General features: G+C 69.9%; 15 protein-coding genes. 5 read left to right on the forward strand and 10 right to left on the reverse strand.

The genetic code is table 11. The annotated features are described in order from the left end of the window. Positions 1-149: 149 nt before the first annotated feature. Positions 150-1,820 (reverse strand): methyltransferase domain-containing protein, encoded by a 1,671-nt coding sequence (locus ABXJ52_RS32025; protein WP_367046820.1) that lies wholly within the window; start codon positions 1,818-1,820, stop codon positions 150-152. A gap of 340 nt (positions 1,821-2,160) precedes the next feature. On the opposite strand from ABXJ52_RS32025, the gene ABXJ52_RS32030 reads away from it, so the two are divergent. From ABXJ52_RS32030 to ABXJ52_RS32040, 3 genes are read left to right on the forward strand one after another with little or no spacing between them, the layout of a single operon-like run. Further along, a complete protein-coding gene (locus ABXJ52_RS32030; RefSeq protein ID WP_367049430.1) occupies positions 2,161-2,964 on the forward strand; it encodes an alpha/beta hydrolase in 804 nt (267 codons plus the stop codon). Then, positions 2,964-4,295: a SpoIIE family protein phosphatase gene (locus ABXJ52_RS32035; protein ID WP_367046822.1), complete on the forward strand. Its 1,332-nt coding sequence runs from the start codon at positions 2,964-2,966 to the stop codon at positions 4,293-4,295. Before ABXJ52_RS32030 ends, ABXJ52_RS32035 begins: the two co-directional genes overlap by 1 nt. Next, on the forward strand, positions 4,292-4,621 hold the full coding sequence (locus ABXJ52_RS32040) for an STAS domain-containing protein (protein WP_367046824.1): 330 nt from the start codon (positions 4,292-4,294) through the stop codon (positions 4,619-4,621). Before ABXJ52_RS32035 ends, ABXJ52_RS32040 begins: the two co-directional genes overlap by 4 nt. A gap of 36 nt (positions 4,622-4,657) precedes the next feature. Here the strand turns inward: ABXJ52_RS32040 and ABXJ52_RS32045 are convergent, their stop codons facing one another. Beyond that, the gene (locus ABXJ52_RS32045; protein WP_367046825.1) at positions 4,658-6,721 is read right to left on the reverse strand and encodes a glycoside hydrolase; all 2,064 of its coding nucleotides are present in this window, start codon (positions 6,719-6,721) and stop codon (positions 4,658-4,660) included. A gap of 122 nt (positions 6,722-6,843) precedes the next feature. Between ABXJ52_RS32045 and ABXJ52_RS32050 the strand changes: the two genes are divergently transcribed. Next, on the forward strand, positions 6,844-8,040 hold the full coding sequence (locus ABXJ52_RS32050; protein WP_367046827.1) for an MFS transporter: 1,197 nt from the start codon (positions 6,844-6,846) through the stop codon (positions 8,038-8,040). Between the two features lie 32 nt (positions 8,041-8,072). Here the strand turns inward: ABXJ52_RS32050 and ABXJ52_RS32055 are convergent, their stop codons facing one another. The 7 genes from ABXJ52_RS32055 to ABXJ52_RS32085 all read right to left on the reverse strand — a co-directional run bounded on the left by ABXJ52_RS32055 (position 8,073) and on the right by ABXJ52_RS32085 (position 15,487). Beyond that, a complete protein-coding gene (locus ABXJ52_RS32055) occupies positions 8,073-9,071 on the reverse strand; it encodes an ester cyclase (protein WP_367046829.1) in 999 nt (332 codons plus the stop codon). Between the two features lie 85 nt (positions 9,072-9,156). Then, a complete protein-coding gene (locus ABXJ52_RS32060; protein WP_367046831.1) occupies positions 9,157-10,521 on the reverse strand; it encodes an MFS transporter in 1,365 nt (454 codons plus the stop codon). Between the two features lie 83 nt (positions 10,522-10,604). Further along, positions 10,605-11,459 (reverse strand): aldolase/citrate lyase family protein, encoded by an 855-nt coding sequence (locus ABXJ52_RS32065; RefSeq protein WP_367046833.1) that lies wholly within the window; start codon positions 11,457-11,459, stop codon positions 10,605-10,607. Further along, positions 11,456-12,229 carry an SDR family oxidoreductase gene (locus tag ABXJ52_RS32070; protein WP_367046835.1) on the reverse strand — a complete coding sequence of 258 codons (774 nt, stop codon included), beginning with the start codon at positions 12,227-12,229 and terminating at the stop codon, positions 11,456-11,458. The genes ABXJ52_RS32065 and ABXJ52_RS32070 overlap by 4 nt, the downstream gene beginning before the upstream one ends. Further along, positions 12,226-13,536 carry a histidinol dehydrogenase gene (gene hisD / locus ABXJ52_RS32075; RefSeq protein ID WP_367046837.1) on the reverse strand — a complete coding sequence of 437 codons (1,311 nt, stop codon included), beginning with the start codon at positions 13,534-13,536 and terminating at the stop codon, positions 12,226-12,228. Before hisD ends, ABXJ52_RS32070 begins: the two co-directional genes overlap by 4 nt. A gap of 80 nt (positions 13,537-13,616) precedes the next feature. After that, positions 13,617-14,342: an alpha/beta fold hydrolase gene (locus ABXJ52_RS32080; RefSeq protein ID WP_367046839.1), complete on the reverse strand. Its 726-nt coding sequence runs from the start codon at positions 14,340-14,342 to the stop codon at positions 13,617-13,619. Positions 14,343-14,347: 5 nt separating this feature from the next. After that, positions 14,348-15,487 carry a cupin domain-containing protein gene (locus tag ABXJ52_RS32085; RefSeq protein ID WP_367046841.1) on the reverse strand — a complete coding sequence of 380 codons (1,140 nt, stop codon included), beginning with the start codon at positions 15,485-15,487 and terminating at the stop codon, positions 14,348-14,350. Between the two features lie 156 nt (positions 15,488-15,643). On the opposite strand from ABXJ52_RS32085, the gene ABXJ52_RS32090 reads away from it, so the two are divergent. Beyond that, positions 15,644-16,642 carry a LacI family DNA-binding transcriptional regulator gene (locus ABXJ52_RS32090; RefSeq protein ID WP_367046843.1) on the forward strand — a complete coding sequence of 333 codons (999 nt, stop codon included), beginning with the start codon at positions 15,644-15,646 and terminating at the stop codon, positions 16,640-16,642. A 4-nt stretch (positions 16,643-16,646) separates the two neighbouring features. On the opposite strand, the gene ABXJ52_RS32095 is transcribed toward ABXJ52_RS32090, so the two are convergent. After that, positions 16,647-18,044, reverse strand: coding sequence for an amino acid permease (locus tag ABXJ52_RS32095; RefSeq protein WP_367046845.1), 1,398 nt, complete (start codon positions 18,042-18,044; stop codon positions 16,647-16,649). Positions 18,045-18,127: the final 83 nt, after the last annotated feature.

Below are 18,127 nucleotides of genomic sequence, written 5' to 3' on the forward strand. Positions count from 1 at the left end.
CCCGGCAGTTCTTGTCTGCCGGGCCTTGCTCGATCGCGACTACGAGAGAAACCATAACCACACCACCACCCAATGTCTACTACGGCCGACATAGATTTTCGCGTGTCGGACGGGCAGGTGTCGGGCGGAGGCGGTGGGTGCGGGTCGGGTCACGCCCCCGCGTCCAGCCTGAAGTGGAAGATCCCCCAGGTCAGGTGGGCGTCACGGCCGCCGACGATCCAGTGCCCGAGACCCTTCTTCATCTGGGTGAGGTAGTCGTGGCTGATCTTGTCGGCCAGCCCCTCGGCCTCCTCGCGCTCGGTCTCCTCCAGGACCCGCGTGTAGTGGTTCACCAACTGCTCGCGGTGCTCCTCGAAGCCGCCGTCGACGGCGGTGAAGCCGAGCCGGTCGAGCTCGCGCGTGTAGAAGCCGGGCGAGCCCATGTCGTCCAGATGGATCCGGTCGAGGATCGGCTGCAGCACATCGGTGCGGCCGCCGTCCACCGCCGCCATCGGGTCGGTGAAGATGAGGTGGCCGCCGGGCCGCAGCACCCGGGCGATCTCCGCGAGGACCCGGACCCGGTTCCCGCTGTGCAGGAAGGCGTCCTGGGACCAGATGACGTCGACGTGGTCGTCCGGGTACGGGATGTCCTCGAAGGACCCGTCCACGACCTCGATCCTGTCGGTGAGCGAGCGGGCCGAGTTCAGCTCCATGTGGCGCTGGTTCTCCACCTCGCTGAGGTTGAGGGCAAGGACCCGGCAGCCGTACGTCTGTGCCAGATATCGCGCCGAGCCGCCGAACCCCGAACCGAGGTCGAGCACCACGGATCGCCGGGTCAGCTCCAGCTTCGATGCCATCCGCTCGACGGTGCGCCTGCTCGCGGCCGCGATGGGTTCCATGGGGCTTTCGTACAGGCCGATATGGATGTCCTCGCCGCCCCACACCGTGGCGTAGAAGGTGTCGGCGTCGGGCGAGTTGTAGTAGCTGCGGGCGGTGCCCACCGCGCCCTTGTACCGGCCCTCCTTGTGCCGGCCCTCGTCCTTCGTCCGGTACTCCTTCTCCGCCACATGTACGAAGAAGTCCGGCTGCTCGCCCCGGTAGGTGTGCTGGAAGTCGCCGTAGGTCGCGATGTGCTGGAAACCCACCTCGGACATCAGCCGCCGCGTGTAGTCCTTGCGCAGCGGGAACATGTTGAGGTGGTAGATGGAGTTGTCCGGGAAGCTGTACCGCATGCGGCACAGGCCCTCGTCGACATACTCCGGCTCCACGATGACGTCCTCACCGCAGTAGTAGTACCTGTGCTTGCTGGTGGTGTAGCCGTCGTCCAGGACCGCGTCGTAGTTGCGCTGGTCGAGGACGAGGATGCCGTCGTGCTTGAGCATCGCGTAGAACTCGGCAAGCGCCTTGCGCCGGTCTCGTTCCGAGAAGAGATGCGTGAAGGAGTTGCCGAGGCAGACGATGGCGTCGTACTCGCCGTGGACGTCTCTGTTGAGCCAGCGCCAGTCCGCCTGGACGACCCGCAGGATGTGCCCTCCCTGCTTGGTGCCGTTCTCGAACGCCCTCGCCAGCATTTCCGCGCTGCCGTCCGCGCTCACGGTCTCGAATCCGGCGGCCAGCAGCCGTACGGAATGAAATCCCGTGCCCGTCGCGACGTCGAGCACGCTCCTCACCCCCCACTTGCGCAGCAGGTCGATGAAGAAGTTCCCTTCGCTCTCCTCCCTCTTCTCCCAGTCGATGAGGGAGTCCCACTTCTCGACGAAGCTGGGGACGTACTCCTCGGTGTAGTGCCCGGTTTCGCGTACTTCGACAGGGTTGTCGCCGAACTCTTGGGCCGGTCGCACGATGATGGGGACCCTTCAGCTATGAGGAATCCTGCCCTGGCGCGGCAGCCCGGCCGGCGCGTGCCGCAGGCCTGGGGTGCCGCGTGGTGTGAGCGGATTGCTATCCAGGACTGAGAGGTCTGATGCCTCCAACTTTCGTATACGGTACGGGAGTTGGCCCCTAAAGCGGGTTTGGCCAGCGCCGCTCCGGCCTCAAAGTTTTTTGCGGCACAGGGGGGGGCGGGACAGGGGCACGGCGTTCTGCGCGCCCTGGGGTGACCGGGGTGGCGGACTCCGCGCGGCCGAGCTCTCGGCTGAGGCCCCTGGGGTTATATGGAGTGCAGGTGCGAGTATGGGCCGCATGGATATACAAGCCAGGAACAATGTGACGGTCACGGGGCTGGCGGACGGGCCCGCGGTGGTCCTGGCGCACGGCTTCGGCTGTGACCAGAACATGTGGCGGCTGGCTGTGCCGGCGCTGGCGGAGCGCTACCGAGTGGTCCTCTTCGACTACGTCGGCTGCGGCGGTTCGGATCTGTCGGCCTGGGACCAGGAGCGTTACGCGTCACTCGACGGCTACGCCCAGGACGTGGTGGACGTCTGCACGGATCTCGGCCTCGAGCAGGCGGCCTTTGTCGGGCATTCGGTCAGCGCCATGGTCGGGGTGCTCGCCGCGCGAATGGCGCCGGAGCGGATCGGGTCGCTGGTGATGGTGGCGCCGTCGCCCTGCTACATCGACGGCGACGGCTATCGGGGCGGCTTCTCGGCAGAGGACATCGACGAGCTGCTCGCCTCGCTCGAATCGAACTATCTGGGCTGGTCGTCCCAGATGGCACCGGTGATCATGGGGAATCCGGAGCGGCCGGAACTGGGTCAGGAGCTGACCAACAGCTTCTGCGCCACCGACCCGGACATCGCCCGGGTCTTCGCCCGCACCACCTTCCTGTCCGACAGCCGCGAGGACCTGAAGAGCGTCACGGTGCCGACCCTGGTGCTCGAGTGTGCACAGGACGCGATCGCGCCGCGCGAGGTCGGCGCGTATGTGCACGCCGCGATCCCGTCATCCAGCCTGGTCACCCTGGACGCCACCGGGCACTGCCCACAGCTGAGCGCGCCGGAGGCCACCAACGAGGCCATTCTCGAATTCCTCGGGGCCCGGATTTGATGAGCCTCGGAGGCGACGAGCCCGAGCCTGCGGAGATCGGGGACGCCGCGGGGACGGACGCCGCGTTCACCGCGCTCCTGGAGGACAGCGCCGATGACCTGTACGAGACGGCTCCCTGCGGCTACCTGTCGACGCTGATGGACGGCACCATCGCCAAGATCAACACCACGCTGCTCGACTGGCTCGGTATGAAGCGCCAGGCAGTGGTGGGGCAGATCCGTTTCGCCGATCTCCTCACCGTCGGCGGCAAGCTCTACCACGAGACGCACTTCGCACCCCTGCTGCGCATGCAGGGTGAGCTGCGCGGCATCGCGCTCGAACTCAAGGGCGCCGACGGGAGTCGGCTGCCGGTGCTGGTCTCCTCCGTGATCAAGCACGGCAGCGAGGGCGAACCGCTGCTGATCCGCACGACCGTCTTCGACGCCTCCGACCGGCGGGCCTACGAGCAGGAACTCCTGCACCGCCGCCAGGAGGCCGAGCGGGCGCGGGCCGAGGCCGAGCGGGCGCGTGCGGAGGCGGAGGAGGCCCGGCGGCAGGCCGAGGCCGACCGGCAGCGGCTCGCGGACTCGCTCGCCGTGCTGCAGCAGTCCCTCGTGCCCTCCTCACTGCCCCCCGTGCCGGGCCTCGAGGCTGCCGTCTACTACCACACGGCCTCTCCGGACCGTCTCGGCGGCGACTTCTACGACCTGTTCGCCCTGGGCGACGGCCGGTGGGCCTTCTTTCTCGGGGACGTGTGCGGCAAGGGCCCACAGGCGGCTTCACTCACCTCACTGACGCGCTACACCCTGCGGGCCGCGGCGCTGCACGACCCCGAGCCCGCCGCTGCCCTCGCCACCCTGAACTCCGTCCTCCACGAGCGCTACGGCGCCAGTGGTGACCCGCGCTACTGCACGGTCATCTTCGGTGTCATCCAGCCCGGCGCCGAGGACGGAGACATCACCGTGCGCCTTGCGTCCGGCGGCCACCCACCGGCGCTGGTCCTGCGGGCCGACGGGACCGCCGACTACCTCACCACTCCCGGGGGGCTGCTCGTCGGCGTCCTGCCCACCGCCCGGTTCACCACCGCGGAGACCACGCTCGCCGCCGGTGACTCGCTGTTGCTGTACACCGACGGGCTCACCGAGGCCCGTACCGGCTCCACCCGCGAGAGCCTCTTCGGCGACGAGGCCCTTCAGGCCTTCGCCGCCGACCACGCCCCCACCACACCCCACGAGATGATCGCCGCTCTGACCGGGCTCCTGGAGAGCTTCGGCGACGGCCTGGACGACGACACCGCACTGCTCGCACTGGGCGTCCCCGCCGCCCACCCGGCAACGGATCACGCACAATGAGCGCTCTGAACATCACCTACCGCAGCACCGTCACCGGACCCGTTCTGCACGTGGCCGGCGAACTCGACTACGACCGGGCCACCGACCTGCGCGAACAGGTCGACTGTCTCGCCCTGGCCCGGGGCCAGAACCTGACCATCGACCTGTCCCGCCTGGAGTTCTGCGACTCCACCGGGATCAGCGTCCTGCTCGCCGCCCGCCACCGCGTGCAGGCGGCGGAGGCCGAGCTGATCCTGGTCGGCGTCCCCGCCGACACGCTGCGCATCCTGCGGATCGTCGGCCTGGACCAGGTCTTCACCATCCACCCCGCGAGCGAGACGGTCTGAGCTGTACGGCGAGGCCATGGGCCCCGCCCCGAGGGCTCAGGACTGCTGCGCGGGGCAGAGCCGGTGGGGCCTCGGCTCGTTCTTGAGCTGTGCGTCCACGCAGCCGCCCGGCAGTGACCCGTACGCCTTCTTCCCGAAGTTGGCGGTCACGGTCAGCTTGCCGTCGCCGAACTCCGAGCGCTGCACCGTCCCGTCAGCGGTGAGCCGCCGGAAGTTGGTCATCCGCTCGGTGCCCGCGGCCTTGTGCAGGGGCTCGAAATAGCGCTGGAGCGTCGCCATTTCCTTCCCCGTGGACTTCAGGTTCTTGTCCCCGAGCGTGAAGTTGAGCGGGGTGTTGTAGAGGGCGGACATCAGCGCTCGGTCGGTCTTCTGTGCCGGGAGTTTGTTGTACGGCATTTCCCAGCGGTCGGTGTTGATGACGGAGCCGTGGAGCGCGGTTTCGTACAGGGGGACGCGGTAGCGCGGGTCGTACATCGCCTTGGCCAGGGCGGGCGGCAGCTCTGCCTCCTTGAAGAAGAATGCCGGCTCGCCCTGCGGTGCGTAACCGCCCCAGTTCTCCTTGTCCTTCTCCACCTTCCACAGCCCGTCGGCGACCGGCGTCTGCCCACCGTGGTTAAAGGCGAGCACCGGGGCGGCCCAGGCGCCGGCGGACTCGGAGCCGAGGACGTACTTGTCGTCCGAGGCGAGCTTGCGCATGCGCTCGAGGCGGTTGGCGCGGTCCTGCTTCTTGTTCATGCGGTGGCCCTCGCTGCTGTCGGTGAACAACTCGCCCGCCGCGTCGACATCGAGGAAGTAGCTGTCGGCGCCGTTGGACGTGATCTTCTTCGCCCGGTCGGCCAGGTAGTGCTTGCCGGGCTCGGCCTGCTTGAACGCCTGCGAGCTCACATAGCAGCCGCGGCCGCCGAAGCCTTCCTTGATCACTCCCTTCCAGTCGCGTACGCAGAAGTCCGGGTAGACCGATCCGGGCCACTTCGAAGACGGGTTGTCGGCGCTCTTGGACGGCTGACCGTTGGCGTAGGAGTCGTACGGGCCGACCAGGTAGCCGTGCCCCTGCGCGGCCCGCACGGCTGCCTTGTCCATCGGCTGGTCGTCGGCGTCGTAACCGAGCCAGAGCCGGGAGACGCCGAGCTCGTGCAGCTCCTCCACGCCCTTGGCGGTACGGGCGCTGCCCCAGGCGTAGGCGTGCACCGCCCCGAGCAGCCGCCCGATCTCGGGGTTCTCCTTGATCTTCCGCGCCAGGGAACGCAGCTTGCCGTGTGCGTCGAGGTAGGAGCGGTAGTCGGCGGCGGAGGAGACCGAGGAGGAGCCGGTGAGGGAGAAGTGCACCGTGTAGTCGCGGGTCTGCTCGCGCCGCGAGAACTCGTGCCGGGCCGTGGAGTTGAGCCGGTCACCCTTCGAGGCGAAGCCGAGCGATGTGCCGACCTCCTCCGGCACGATGTAGCTGACACCGTGCTTGCCCTGGGTGTAGCCCCACGCGGGAAGGGTGAGGCCACCCGAAAGTTCGACCTCCGAGTCCTTGAGACCCGCATCGCCGGAGTTCCAGAAGGTGTCGCTCACCGGGACGCGCAGGCCCTCGCCGCGCGGAATCTGCAGGGCCCCGTCGGCACCGGGCGCGGTACTGGGCCAGGACAGCTTCTGGTCGGCGTCGGAGTGCACCGTCATGCGCAGCCGGCCGTGGTCGCTCTTCGCCGTGACGGTGAGCTTCTTGTCGGGGTACGACCAGCGGGCCGTGTCGCCGTCCACGCTGACCGCGCCGGGCTTGCCGAGCTGCTGTGCCGCCGCGCCGGACACCGGGAGCGATGCCCCGTCTTCGGCGCGCCCCGTGACGCGCAGCGAACCGGTGTCCACGCGCGCGGTGCCGCCGCGCACAGTGAAGTCGACCGTACTGCCGTGCACTTGGGGCGGCGCGTCCGGCGTACCGCCATCCGACGGGGGCTCGGCCACGGCGAGGTAACCGGCCGACGCCGTGGTGGCGGCGAGCACGACGGCCGCGGCGATGCCGTACGTACGGAAGCGGCGCCGACGCCGCGCGCCCGCGATGTCACTGTGCCGGGCTTCCCGCGGCAGGGTCTGACTGCTGTTGCTCTTCGCGTAGTTCACGGGGAGAGCGTCGGGGGTGGGGGTAAGAAGTTTCTAAGACGGGGACATCGCTGGCGGAACATCGGCATCTTCTGGCAGATTCTCGGAAGTGCGACACGGCTTCCGGCGTCGACGATGACGGGGTGCGAAGAAATGCCTCCATCACTCTGTTGTCCGCCGGGCACGCCTGCGTCGATCTCTACCAGGGCGCCGTCGCGTCCCTGGTGCCGTTCTTCGTCGCCGAGCGCGCCTACAGCTACGCCGCCGTGTCCGGCATCGTGCTCGCTGCCTCCCTGCTGTCCTCAGTGGCGCAACCGGTCTTCGGGCTACTCACCGACCGCTGGGCGATGCCGTGGTTGCTGCCGGTCAGCACGCTGCTGGGCGGGGCGGGCATCGCGCTGAGCGGCGTGAGCGGCTCGTACGCGCTCACCCTCGCGTTCGTGGCGCTGTCAGGAGTGGGCGTCGCCGCCTATCACCCCGAGTCCGCACGCGTCGCCCGGCTCGCGAGTCGCGGCAGCCACCGCGGGATGGCCTGGTTCTCACTCGGCGGCAACCTCGGCTTCGCGGTGGCTCCGCTCCTGGTCACCGCGGTCGTGGCGACGGGAGGTCTGCGCCTGACGCCCCTTCTTGCGCTGCCCGCGCTCGTCGGCTCCGTCCTGTGCCTGCCCGTGCTGCGCGCACTGGAGAAGCAGCGGCAGGCAGCCGGGGGCAGTGCCGAGGTGACCGCCGGGGAAGACGACCGGGCGTCGTTCGTGAAGCTGTCCCTGGCCGTGGTGTGCCGGTCGATCGCCTTCATCGGACTGAGCACGTTCCTCGCCTTGTTCGCCAAGGAGCGCATGGGAGGCAGTACGGCGGCGGGCACCGCGGCGCTGTTCGTGCTCTACCTCGGCGGCGCGGTGGGCTCCGTGCTGGGCGGCACGCTGGCCGACCGCTGGGATCGCGTCACCGTGGCGCGCTGGTCGTACCTGCTCACGGCCGGATGTGTCGCGGGTGTGGTGTTCGTGCCCGGCCCGGCGATGTATGTGTGCGTGGCGCTGACCTCGGCCGGTCTCTACGTCCCGTTCTCGCTGCAAGTCACGCTCGGGCAGGACTACTTGCCTTCCCGCATCGGGACCGCGAGCGGGATCACGCTGGGTCTGACCGTCAGCGTCGGCGGGCTGGTGAGTCCGTTCATCGGCAGCCTCGCCGACGCGACGTCCCTGCGGACCGCCTTGGCGCCTCTCGCCCTGATGCCCGTACTGAGCTGGCTGCTGTTCCGCACCCTGCCCGAACCGGCCGTTCCAGAGTCCGCCGTTCCAGAGCCTGCCGTTCCAGATGCTGCGGGGAGGGGCTCCGGCTGATCCGGAGCCCCCCCGATCCCCGCCGGTGCGGCTCAGTAGATGTTGGCCTCCACCGCGGGCCCGTCGCCCCGCGTGCTGTTGATCTGTGCCCGCAGCGAGATCTCGTCGTACACACGGAACTCCCGTACGATCCGGCCGTCCTGGATCAGGAACTGCGAGACGCCGAGCATCGTCACCGGCTGGTCGGTCAGCGGGCCGAAGTCCGGCGTGCCCCGGTAGGTGCCGTGCATGGTCCAGGTGACGGCCACCCGCAGTCCGGCGTACCGGGGCGAGTAGTTGGTCTGCACGTCCCGTACCTCGAACCGGGCGTCGGGGAAGGCGGCGACCATGGCCATCAGGTCGCTCTGGTACCGCTCCGGGCGGATGACGGTGCGGTCGCCGATCGTGTGCAGGAAGAGGTCACGCGTCATGAAGTCGTTGACCTTCTGCAGCCGGCGCTGGGTCCACACCTCGTCGATGAACTCCAGGACCATCTCGCACTCGGGCCGGAACTCGTCGGGCCGCGGTCCGCTGACACCGGTCAGCAGGACGTCCTTCGGCGCCTCCTCGGTCATCGATCCGCTGTAGCCCTGGAACTGCAGGGCGCGGGCCGCCTCGTCCGGGTCGTCGCCGCGCTGCAGACAGGTGGCCAGCTCGTCACGGACCACCCACTCCTCGACCATCCGGCCGCGGCGGTAGAGGCAGTTGGCGACCGTGCGCTTGCGGATGCGGATGTTGCGGCCGTCGACCAGGTGCTCGTCGTTGGAGAAGACGAGGTGCGAGCTGAGGAAGGCGTCGTTGCCGCGCGCCTCCCACACCACGTCCTCGGCCTGGCCGATGTGACCGGGCGTGCTGCCCATGCGCATCGTCGTGCCCTCGATCACGCCGTCACGGCCGACGACGGTGCCGAGGCTCGTGTGGACGATCGAGTCCGGCTCGTAGTTGTCGACGATGTACGAGATGTCACGGCCGACCCAGATGCGGTCGGTGACCTCGCGGATGAAGTCGTCGGGGTCGGCGTAGGGGAGGTAGGCGACGGGGTCGAGGGACATGGTGGGTACCTTTCGATCTGATGCTGCGGCGACGCCGGTAGGCGCAACGGGGTGCGAATGCGTATGTACGAGTAGGGGGAGCGACTCAGGCGGAAGTGGTTCGGGCCGAGGGGAACTTGTCCGCTCCCAGGTGGCTCCGGTACGTCTCCGTCATGAAGGCGCTGACGACCACGAGAGCCAGGATCGCGGCGGCCGCGAGGTAGACCCACACGGCGTAGATGGAGTCGAAGCTGCTGACGAGCAGGGCGGCGACGAACGGGGTGATCCCCATGAAGATGGAGAACGAGCTGTTGTACGCGATGGCGCTCGCGCTGAACCGGGTGCGCGTCGCGAAGAGTTCGGCCGTGAGGACGGTGACGATGCCCGTCAGGAAGAACTCGGGGATGATGTAGATGAGTTGGCTTGCCACGGCCGCGCCGAACGTACCGCCCTCGCCGACCCAGAAGGCCAGCGGGACCAGGACGATGCAGGCGATGGCGCCGCTGATGAGCATCGGCTTGCGGCCGATCCGGTCCGAGAGGATGCCCGCCAGGGGCAGCAGCGGCATGAGCACGGCGACCGATATCGCGTTGGACGCGAGTGCCATCCAGCGCGGCAGGCCCAGCGTTCCGGTCAGGTACTCGGGATAGAACGTGACCCAGCTGTAGGACAGGATCGCGAGCATGATGGAGACGCCGCACAGCGTGAGGATCGGCCGCCACTGCGTGCGCAGCGCCTCCCGGATCGGGGCCTTGACGACGTCGACGCCGCCTTCCGTGGCGCGGACGAACTCCGGCGACTCCGAGATGTGGCGTCGCAGCCAGATCCCGACCGCGCTCAGCGGCAGCGCGAGCAGGAACGGGATGCGCCACCCCCAGGAGTCGAGGGCGGGTCCCTGGACGAGCCAGCTGGTGAGCGCGGCGGTGCCGGCGCCGGCGAGGATGCCGGCGAAACAGCTGTTGGAGGCGTACGAGGCGTAGTAGGCGCGCCGGTTGGGCTCCGCCCACTCCACGATGAAGGCCACCGCGCCGACGTACTCACCGCCCGAGACCATGCCCTGGACGACGCGCAGGAGCAGGAGGAGCAGGGGCGCGAGGACCCCGATCTGCTGATACGTCGGCAGGGCCCCGATGAGGGCCGTGGTGACGCCCATGAACACGATGGTCCACAGCAGGGTCTTCTTGCGGCCCACGCGGTCGCCCCAGCGGCCGACGAGGGTGCCGCCGAGCGGGCGGAACAGACAGGCGATGGCGATGATCGCGTATGTGCTGAGCACGGCCACGGCCTGGTTGCTCTGCGGGAAGAAGGCGGGGGCGAGGACCGGCGCCATGTAGCCGTAGAGGCCGTAGTCGAACTGTTCGACGAAGTTTCCGATGCTTCCCGCGCCGATGGCACGGCGTATCGCACTCCGCTTCTCCGCCTCGGCCCGTTTGGGGCCGGCTGCGGTGGTGGGCGGCGCTACAGCGGACATGACTTCTCCGATCGCGCGGTTTCATGACTGTGCTTACGAGCTGTGCTTACGAGCTGTGCATACGTATGAACTTCCGCCGAACACTAAGGAGCGTGACGGGGGTCGTCAAGAGGTGGAGGAGAGGCTTCCGGAGACTTCTCGTGACGCGTGCCGGGCGTCGCGAGGGACCGGAAGGTGTCCATCAGGACCTGCGCCATGTTGAAGAGCACCAGTTGTGCTCCCGCACGCTCGGCGGCCCTCGCGCCCTCGGCGCCCGGCACGATGGTCATCACGGCCCTGCCCGCCTCGCGAGTGGCCCGGTGGGCCGTCGCGACCAGCGCGTCGACCGTGTCCTGATCCGGGAAGCCGCAGTCCGCCGCCAGGTCGGCGGGGCCCACGAGGACCGCGTCCACACCCTGGGTCGCGGCGATCTCCGGAGCGGCGGCGCAGGCCTGTTCCGTCTCGATCATCACCACCACCAGGGCGTTGCGCGACGCGGCCACGTGCTCGGCCGCCGTCACCGTGCCGAAGAGGCCCGCTCTGCTGTAGGTCGCGAACCCCCGGCTCCCCAGGGGCGGGTAGTGGACCGAGGTCACCGCCCGCCGTGCGTCCAGCGCGTCGTCGACGTGCGGATGGATGATTCCCGCTGCCCCCAGGTCCAGGCAGCGCAGGGCGAGAGCGGGCTCGGACGTACCGACGCGCACGAGGACGTCGATGCCCTGTGCCGCCGCGGCCGTCAGGTGGTGCTGGAGGAGCGCGGTGTCGGCGGGACCGTGCTCGCAGTCGATGACCACGTAGTCGAGGCCCGCCACCCCCGCCATCTCCACCAGCGTCTCCGAGGGAAGCCGCAGCAACGCCCCATACAGCCGCTCACCGGCCGCCAGCCGTTCCTTGAGGGGGCGGCGGCCCGGGAGCGGAACGGGGTTCCGCCCCCGGGGGCCTGTCTCCGGGCCCCTCACCGCGCGACCATCCCCGCCGAGAGGTCGATGTCGGCGCCGCACAGCCCCGGCATGCGGAGCATCGCGCTGACCGCCGCGCCGACCTCCTCCTCGGTGACCATCCGGCCCAGGGCCGACCGTGACACGAACGCCTCCTCGGCCTGCGCGTAGCTGCCGCCGGTGCGTTCCGCCTCCAGGCGGAAGTTCCGTTCCATCCTGGGGCCCGAAACCGGCCCGGGGGACAAGGAGTTGACCGTGACGCCCGCGGGCCCCACCTCGCCCGCCAGGGTGGTGGTCAGACCGATGACCGCCATCTTGGACGCGCAGTACGGCGTACGCCGCAGCAGGGGCCGCTTGCCCGACACCGATGCGATGTTCACGACGTCGCCCGCGCCCCGCGCCGTCATGGCGGGAAGGAACGCCCGGCACATCAGGAACACCCCGCGCACGTTCACGTCGAACACCTCGTCCCAGTCCTCGGGAGAGATCTCGGTCAGCGGCGCCACCGGCCCCGCGATCCCGGCGTTGTTGACGAGGACCGAGATCTCCTCGTCCGCGAGACTCGCGGCGAGCGCCTCGACGTCCTCGGGCCTGGAGACGTCGCAGACCCGGTGGACCACGCCAGGGCCAAGGCGTGCGGCGGTCTCCTTCAGGGCCTGCTCGTTGCGGCCGGTGATCACCACCCGGGCCCCGTCCGCGAGCAGGGCGCGGGTGATGGCGGCGCCGAGTCCGCTGCCGCCACCGCTGACCAGCGCGGTGCGCCCGGTCAGCGGGCCCGTCGCGCCGCTCACGCGCCCGCCTCTTCGTTCCACGGCAGCGTGCCGTCGCCGTACTTGGCCGCCCTGACGTCTCCGGAGCGGGCGTGTCCCTCGAACAGCTCGACACGCGCGGCGCGCCCGCACACCTCGCCGAGCAGCGCCGACGACGCGGTGTCCGTGACCTCTTGGTAGGTGACGGTCTTGAGGTACTTCCCCACCCACAGTCCGCCCGTGTAGCGCGCGGCGCCCCGGGTCGGCAGGACGTGGTTGGTGCCGATGACCTTGTCCCCGTACGAGACGCAGGTGCCCTCCCCGAGGAAGAGCGCGCCGTAGTCCCGCATCTTGTCCAGCGCCTGGCGCGGGTTCTCCGTCAGGACCTCGACATGCTCGCTGGCGTAGGAGTCCGCGATCTCGAAGGCCTCGTCGAGGGAGTCCGCGACGACGATCTCGCCGTGGTCGCGCCAGGCGGGGCCTGCGAAGTCCTTGGTCGGCATCCCGGGCAGCAGCCGCTCCACGTGGGCCTCGACCGCGCGGCCCAGCTCCTCGGACGTGGTGACGAGTACGGCCGGGGAGTCCGGGCCGTGCTCGGCCTGCGAGAGGAGGTCGACAGCCACCACGAACGGGTCGGCGTGCTCGTCGGCGATCACCAGGATCTCCGTCGGGCCCGCGAAGAGGTCGATGCCGACCTCGCCGAACAACTGCCGCTTGGCCTCGGCGACATACGCGTTTCCGGGGCCGGCGATGAGCGGCACCCGGCCGACCGACTCGGTGCCGATGGCCAGGGCCGCCACGGCCTGGACGCCGCCGAGCAGGTAGATCTCGTCGGCCCCGGCCAGATGCATGGCCGCGACCGTCGCGGCGGGTATCTCACCCCGGATCGGCGGGGTGCAGGCGGCGACCCGCTCCACCCCCGCCACCTTCGCCGTCACGATCGTCATGTGCGCGGAGGCGGTCAGCGGGTAGCGCCCGCCGGGTACGTAGGCTCCGGCGCCGGCGACCGGGACATGCCGGTGGCCGAGGCGGACGCCGGGCAGGGTCTCGATCTCCACGTCGTGCAGGGAGTCGCGCTGCGCCTGGGCGAACGTGCGCACCTGCCGCTGGACGAAACGGATGTCCTCCAGGACCGTCTCCGGCACACCGGCGACGATCTTCTTGATCTCGTCCGGGGACAGGCGGAAAGACTCGGGGCTCCAGTCGTCGAACTTCTCGGAGTACTGCCGGACCGCTTCGTCACCCCGGTCGCGGATGTCGTCGAGGATGGCGCTGACGCGGTCCGCGACATCCGCGCGGGCGGCGCTCACCGTGCCTGCGGGGACGGGGGACTTGAGGAAACGAGGCATGACGGCTCTCTTTCTCGGGTTCTCGGGCTTCAAAAAGGGGGGAGGTTCGTTCATTCAGATGTGCGGCCTGGCGTGGTGGCCTACAGCCGGGTCTCCCGCACCCGCGCCAGCAGGTCCCGCAGCGCGGCGGAGACGGCGTCGGGGCGCTGCCACGGCAGGAGATGCCCCGCCCCCGGGACCTCCCGCAGTTCGGCGTCGGGCAAGGCGTCGGCGATCGTCCGGTGGAAGTCCGGCGGGCACAGCGCGTCCCGCGTGCCCGACAGGACCACGGCCGGGCATCGCGCGCCGCGCAGCGCACCGACCGCATCGCGGCGGGTTGCCTGGGAGGCGAGCTGGGCACGCGCGGCATCGGGGCCCACGGCGTGCGCCATCCGCCGGTAGCGCTCCGCCGACTCGCTCGGTGGGCGTGGGGAGGGGAACATGCCGGGCAGCGTCTGTTCGACGACGTCCGGGAACCCGCCGTCCGCGATCAGGACGTCCATCGCGCGCCAGGCTTCGTACTGCTCGGGGCGTGGCGCTCCCGCGTTCGTCGACATGACGCAGAGCCCGGCGATCCGCTCCGGGGAGCGACGCAGCGCCTCGAAGGCGACGATGGCCCCGAGGCTGAGCCCGACCGCCACGAACGGTCCGGACACCGAGGCCAGCAGGTCATCGGCCAGGGCTCCGATGTCCGGCTTCCCCAGTTCGAGGTGGCGGACCGGATGGCCCTCGGGGAAGTCCACCTCCGACCATAGGCTCGGGTCGCACAGCATGCCGGGGACCACCACCAGCGGCAGCGGATCGGACGACGGCTCGACGCGGGGCACGGCGCTCACCAGCGGCGCGCGGAGCGGGGGAGGAGGGCGTACGGCGCCACGTAGCCGTTGTGGTCGATGCCGAGGCCCGCGTCGGCGGCGGCCCTGGAGACTTCCTCGTCCCACTCCAGGCGGACGCGGCCGTCACCGGAGTTGATGACCATGAGGTCGCCCCGCTCGTCGCCGACGTTGCGCAGGGTGCGCCAGGCGTCCTGCGGTACGGAGAGCATGTCGCGCGGGCCCAGGCGGACCGAGAGGGGGTCGGTGCGGTTGAGGGTGATCTCCCACTCCCCGTCCTTGACGATCAGCGTCTGCGTCTCGTGCTGGCGGTGCAGGGAGACGCCCTGGCCCGGTTCGGCGCGCAGCCAGGCGACGTTGTGGCCGTGCGGGTTGAAGATCCGGGGCTCCTGGTGGAGGTCCTCGGTCATGCCGTACCCGATGACGCAGCTCATGCGTACCCCGCCGCCCGGCAGGGTGCTGTCGAGGAACGGCCGCTCGGACCAGACCAGTTCGTCGGCCGCGGCCACCCGGCGCTTCATCTCGTCGACGCCGTAGTGGCGCAGGCGGTCGATGTACTCCTGGGTCATCGGCTCGGTCAGCTCGGTGCCGGGCGGGATCTCGTCACCGGCGACCGTGTCGATCAGCTTGTTGTCGGCGGTCAGGTACAGGCCGTGCCCCTCGGCCTCGCGCAGCACCGACGGGCCCCAGATGATGCCGCCGGTGTGGTCCATGCCGAGCACGGTGAACATCCAGCCGTCGTCGGGGCCGGTGTTGGTGAAGCCGCGGAAGATCCAGGTCGGGATGGAGGCGATGTCCCCCGCCTTGAGCTGGAGTTCGCCCTCCGTGCCGTCGGCGCCCCAGCGCAGCAGGTACTCGCCCTCGGTGCAGACGAACACCTCGGCCGTGTAGTGGAGGTGGAGGTTGTTGGTGATGCCGTGGGGCATGGCGGCCGCACCGATGTTGTAGCCGTGCGGAAGGCGGAGATTGACGTGCTGACCGGCGGCCTGCGAGACGCCGGGCCCGATCATCGCGTAGTTCTCCTTCCGGTCCGAGCCCGGTGTACGGCAGTCGATGAAGGCCTGGTTGCAGGAGACGAAGTCGCTGCGGCGCACCGTGCGACGTCCCAGCTCGGCGGTGGACACGACGACGTCGTTCATGGCTGCTCCTAGAGAAGACAACGGGACGGGCAAGACGTATGGAATACGTATGCATTCCATGACAGGTTCTGCGCTGTCCAATGTCAAGGGGTACGGCATACGTATACTGAGAAGCCGGTCGCCGCAGGGGCGCGCCGGGCGACGAGGAGAGGGCCGATGGCGATCACGAGTCACGACGTGGCGAGGCTGGCCGGCGTCTCGCAGCCGACGGTCTCCCGCGCCCTGCGGGACGACAGCCGGGTGTCCGCGGCGACCCGCGAGAAGGTCCGGCAGGCGGCGCAGGCCCTCAACTACGTGCCCAGCGAGGCGGGCCGCACCCTGTCGACCCGGTCCACCCGGCGCATCGGGGTGATCGTCACCGACCTGACGAACCCGTTCTACCCGCACGTCATCGCGCCCCTGCACGACGAGCTCCAGCTCCTCGGCTACCGCATGATGCTCCTCACCGAACGCTCCGACGAGGCACTGGCCGAGGAGAAGCTCCTCGACCAGTCCCTGGACGGCGTGGTGCTCGCGACGGCCACCACCGACTCCGCCCTCCCGGCCCAGCTCGACCGCCGCGGCATGCCGTACGTCTTCCTCAACCGCGACACGGGCGGCCGCGGGGACTACGCCTCGGTCGTCGACAACGAAGGCGGGGGACGCCTGGTCGCGCACACGCTCGCCGAGCTCGGGCACCGCCGCATCGCCGGCATCTTCGGCGCGGCCAACACGACGACCGGCCGCGAACGCGAACTCGGCTTCCGTCTCGCCTTGGCCGACGCGGGCATCGGACTGCCCGAGGACCGGGTGGCGCGGGGCGCCTTCGAGTACGAGACGGGGTATCAGGCGCTGCCGCGACTGCTCGACGCGGCGCAGACGCCCACCGCGGTCTTCTGCGGCAACGACGTGGTCGCCATCGGTGTCCTGAACGCGGCGCTCGCGGCCGGGCTCCGGGTCCCCGACGATCTGACGGTGATCGGTTTCGACGACCTCCCCATGGCTGCCTGGGAGGTGTTCCGGCTGACCACGGTCCGCCACGACCTGCGGGAGCTGTCGCGGCAGGCCGCGCGCCTGCTCGTACGGCGCATCGACGGCGACGCGGACCCCAAGGGTGAACGCCTCGTCCTGCCGACCGAGTTCGTGCCGCGGGCAACGCACGCCCGGCACCCCTGACGCCTCACCCTCGCCCGGCCGCCGCGAGGGGCCGCCGGTCGCCGTGCCGCCGCTGTCGCAGGACCCCCACGGTGACGAGGACCGCGGCCAGGGCGAGCGAGAGCCAGAGTTCGAGACGGTGGCCGGGCAGCACCGCCATCAGGACGAGGACGGCGGCGATGAAGGCGATCGTGGCGAGGGTCAGATAGGGGAACGCCCACATCCGCACCTCGCTCGGCCGCGGCCCCTTGCGCCGGGTGGCGTACTGGGTGATGGCGATGACCATGTACATCATCAGGGCGATCGCGCCGCTGGACGCGATGAGGTACGTGAAGACGCTCGGCAGAAGGTAGTTGGCGATGACGGCCGCGACACCGATGACGGTCGAGGCGAGGACCGCGTTACGGGGCACACCCGCCGCCGATGTGGCGGCGAGCGCGGCAGGGGCGTCCTGGCGGCGGGCGAGGGAGAAGGCCATGCGCGACGCGGTGTAGATGGCCGAGTTGAGGCAGCTGCTCACCGCCACGACGAGCACCACGTCCATGATGAGCCCGGCGCCCGGGATGTTCATGCGGTCGAGGACCGCCTGGTAGGAGCCCTCGGCGAGGGCGTCGGAGTTCCACGGCACCAGGCTGACCACGACGAAGATCGAGCCGACATAGAAGAGCCCCAGACGCCACACGACGGCACGGACGGCCTTCTTGATGTTCTTCTTCGGTTCCGCGGACTCGGCGGCGGCGATCGTGACGATCTCGCTGCCCTGGAAGCTGAACATCGCCGTGAGCAGACCGGCGAGCACGGCCACCCCGCCCTTGGGGGCGAACCCTCCGTCGCTCCACAGATGCGAGACACCGTGGGCGTCCGACCCGGGCAGGATCCCGAGGATCGCGAGCGCGCCGAGCACGAGGAAGGCGACGATCGCGACGACCTTCAGGAGGGCGAACCAGTACTCGAACTCGCCGTAGTTGCGCACGGCGAGGAGGTTGCTGCCCGCGAGCAGGGCGATCATGGCCAGTGCCGGGATCCAGCTCGGCACCGAGGTGAGCCCCGCGATGACCTCACCGGCGGCGATGGCCTCGATGGGGATCACGAGGATGTAGAACCACCAGTAGAGCCAGCCGATGGAGAAACCGGCCCAGCGGCCGAGGGCGCGGTCGGCGTAGGTGGAGAACGAGCCGGTGTCGGGGTGGGCGACGGCCATCTCCCCGAGCATCTGCATGACGAGCACCACCAGGGCGGCGGCCAGCAGGAAGGAGATCAGGACGGCCGGTCCCGCGGCCGCGACGGCGGTGGACGAGCCGACGAAGAGCCCGGCCCCGATCACGCCACCGATGGAGATCATGGTGATCTGGCGGCCCTTGAGGCCCTGTTGCAGGTCGGAGCCCGCGCCCGTGGGGGCTGGGTCGGAGGAGGGGTGGTGCATGGGGAGATCCTCGGGGAGTGGGAGCGCGGGTGCCCTCGCTACAGGACGGTACTCACTCGTGCCGGGCAGGTGATGCCGGTGGG

Origin of the sequence: Streptomyces sp. Je 1-332 (genome assembly GCF_040730185.1) — a bacterium.
Taxonomy (GTDB): Bacteria; Actinomycetota; Actinomycetes; order Streptomycetales; family Streptomycetaceae; genus Streptomyces.

Coding starts and splice junctions, on each gene's coding strand:
- ABXJ52_RS32085 (WP_367046841.1), bottom strand. CDS start 15,487: ATGAACGACGTCGTCGTGTCCACCGCCGAGCTGGGACGTCGCACGGTG.
- ABXJ52_RS32060 (WP_367046831.1), bottom strand. CDS start 10,521: ATGTCCGCTGTAGCGCCGCCCACCACCGCAGCCGGCCCCAAACGGGCC.
- ABXJ52_RS32055 (WP_367046829.1), bottom strand. CDS start 9,071: ATGTCCCTCGACCCCGTCGCCTACCTCCCCTACGCCGACCCCGACGAC.
- ABXJ52_RS32040 (WP_367046824.1), top strand. CDS start 4,292: ATGAGCGCTCTGAACATCACCTACCGCAGCACCGTCACCGGACCCGTT.
- ABXJ52_RS32095 (WP_367046845.1), bottom strand. CDS start 18,044: ATGCACCACCCCTCCTCCGACCCAGCCCCCACGGGCGCGGGCTCCGAC.
- ABXJ52_RS32030 (WP_367049430.1), top strand. CDS start 2,161: ATGGATATACAAGCCAGGAACAATGTGACGGTCACGGGGCTGGCGGAC.
- ABXJ52_RS32035 (WP_367046822.1), top strand. CDS start 2,964: ATGAGCCTCGGAGGCGACGAGCCCGAGCCTGCGGAGATCGGGGACGCC.
- ABXJ52_RS32090 (WP_367046843.1), top strand. CDS start 15,644: ATGGCGATCACGAGTCACGACGTGGCGAGGCTGGCCGGCGTCTCGCAG.
- hisD (WP_367046837.1), bottom strand. CDS start 13,536: ATGCCTCGTTTCCTCAAGTCCCCCGTCCCCGCAGGCACGGTGAGCGCC.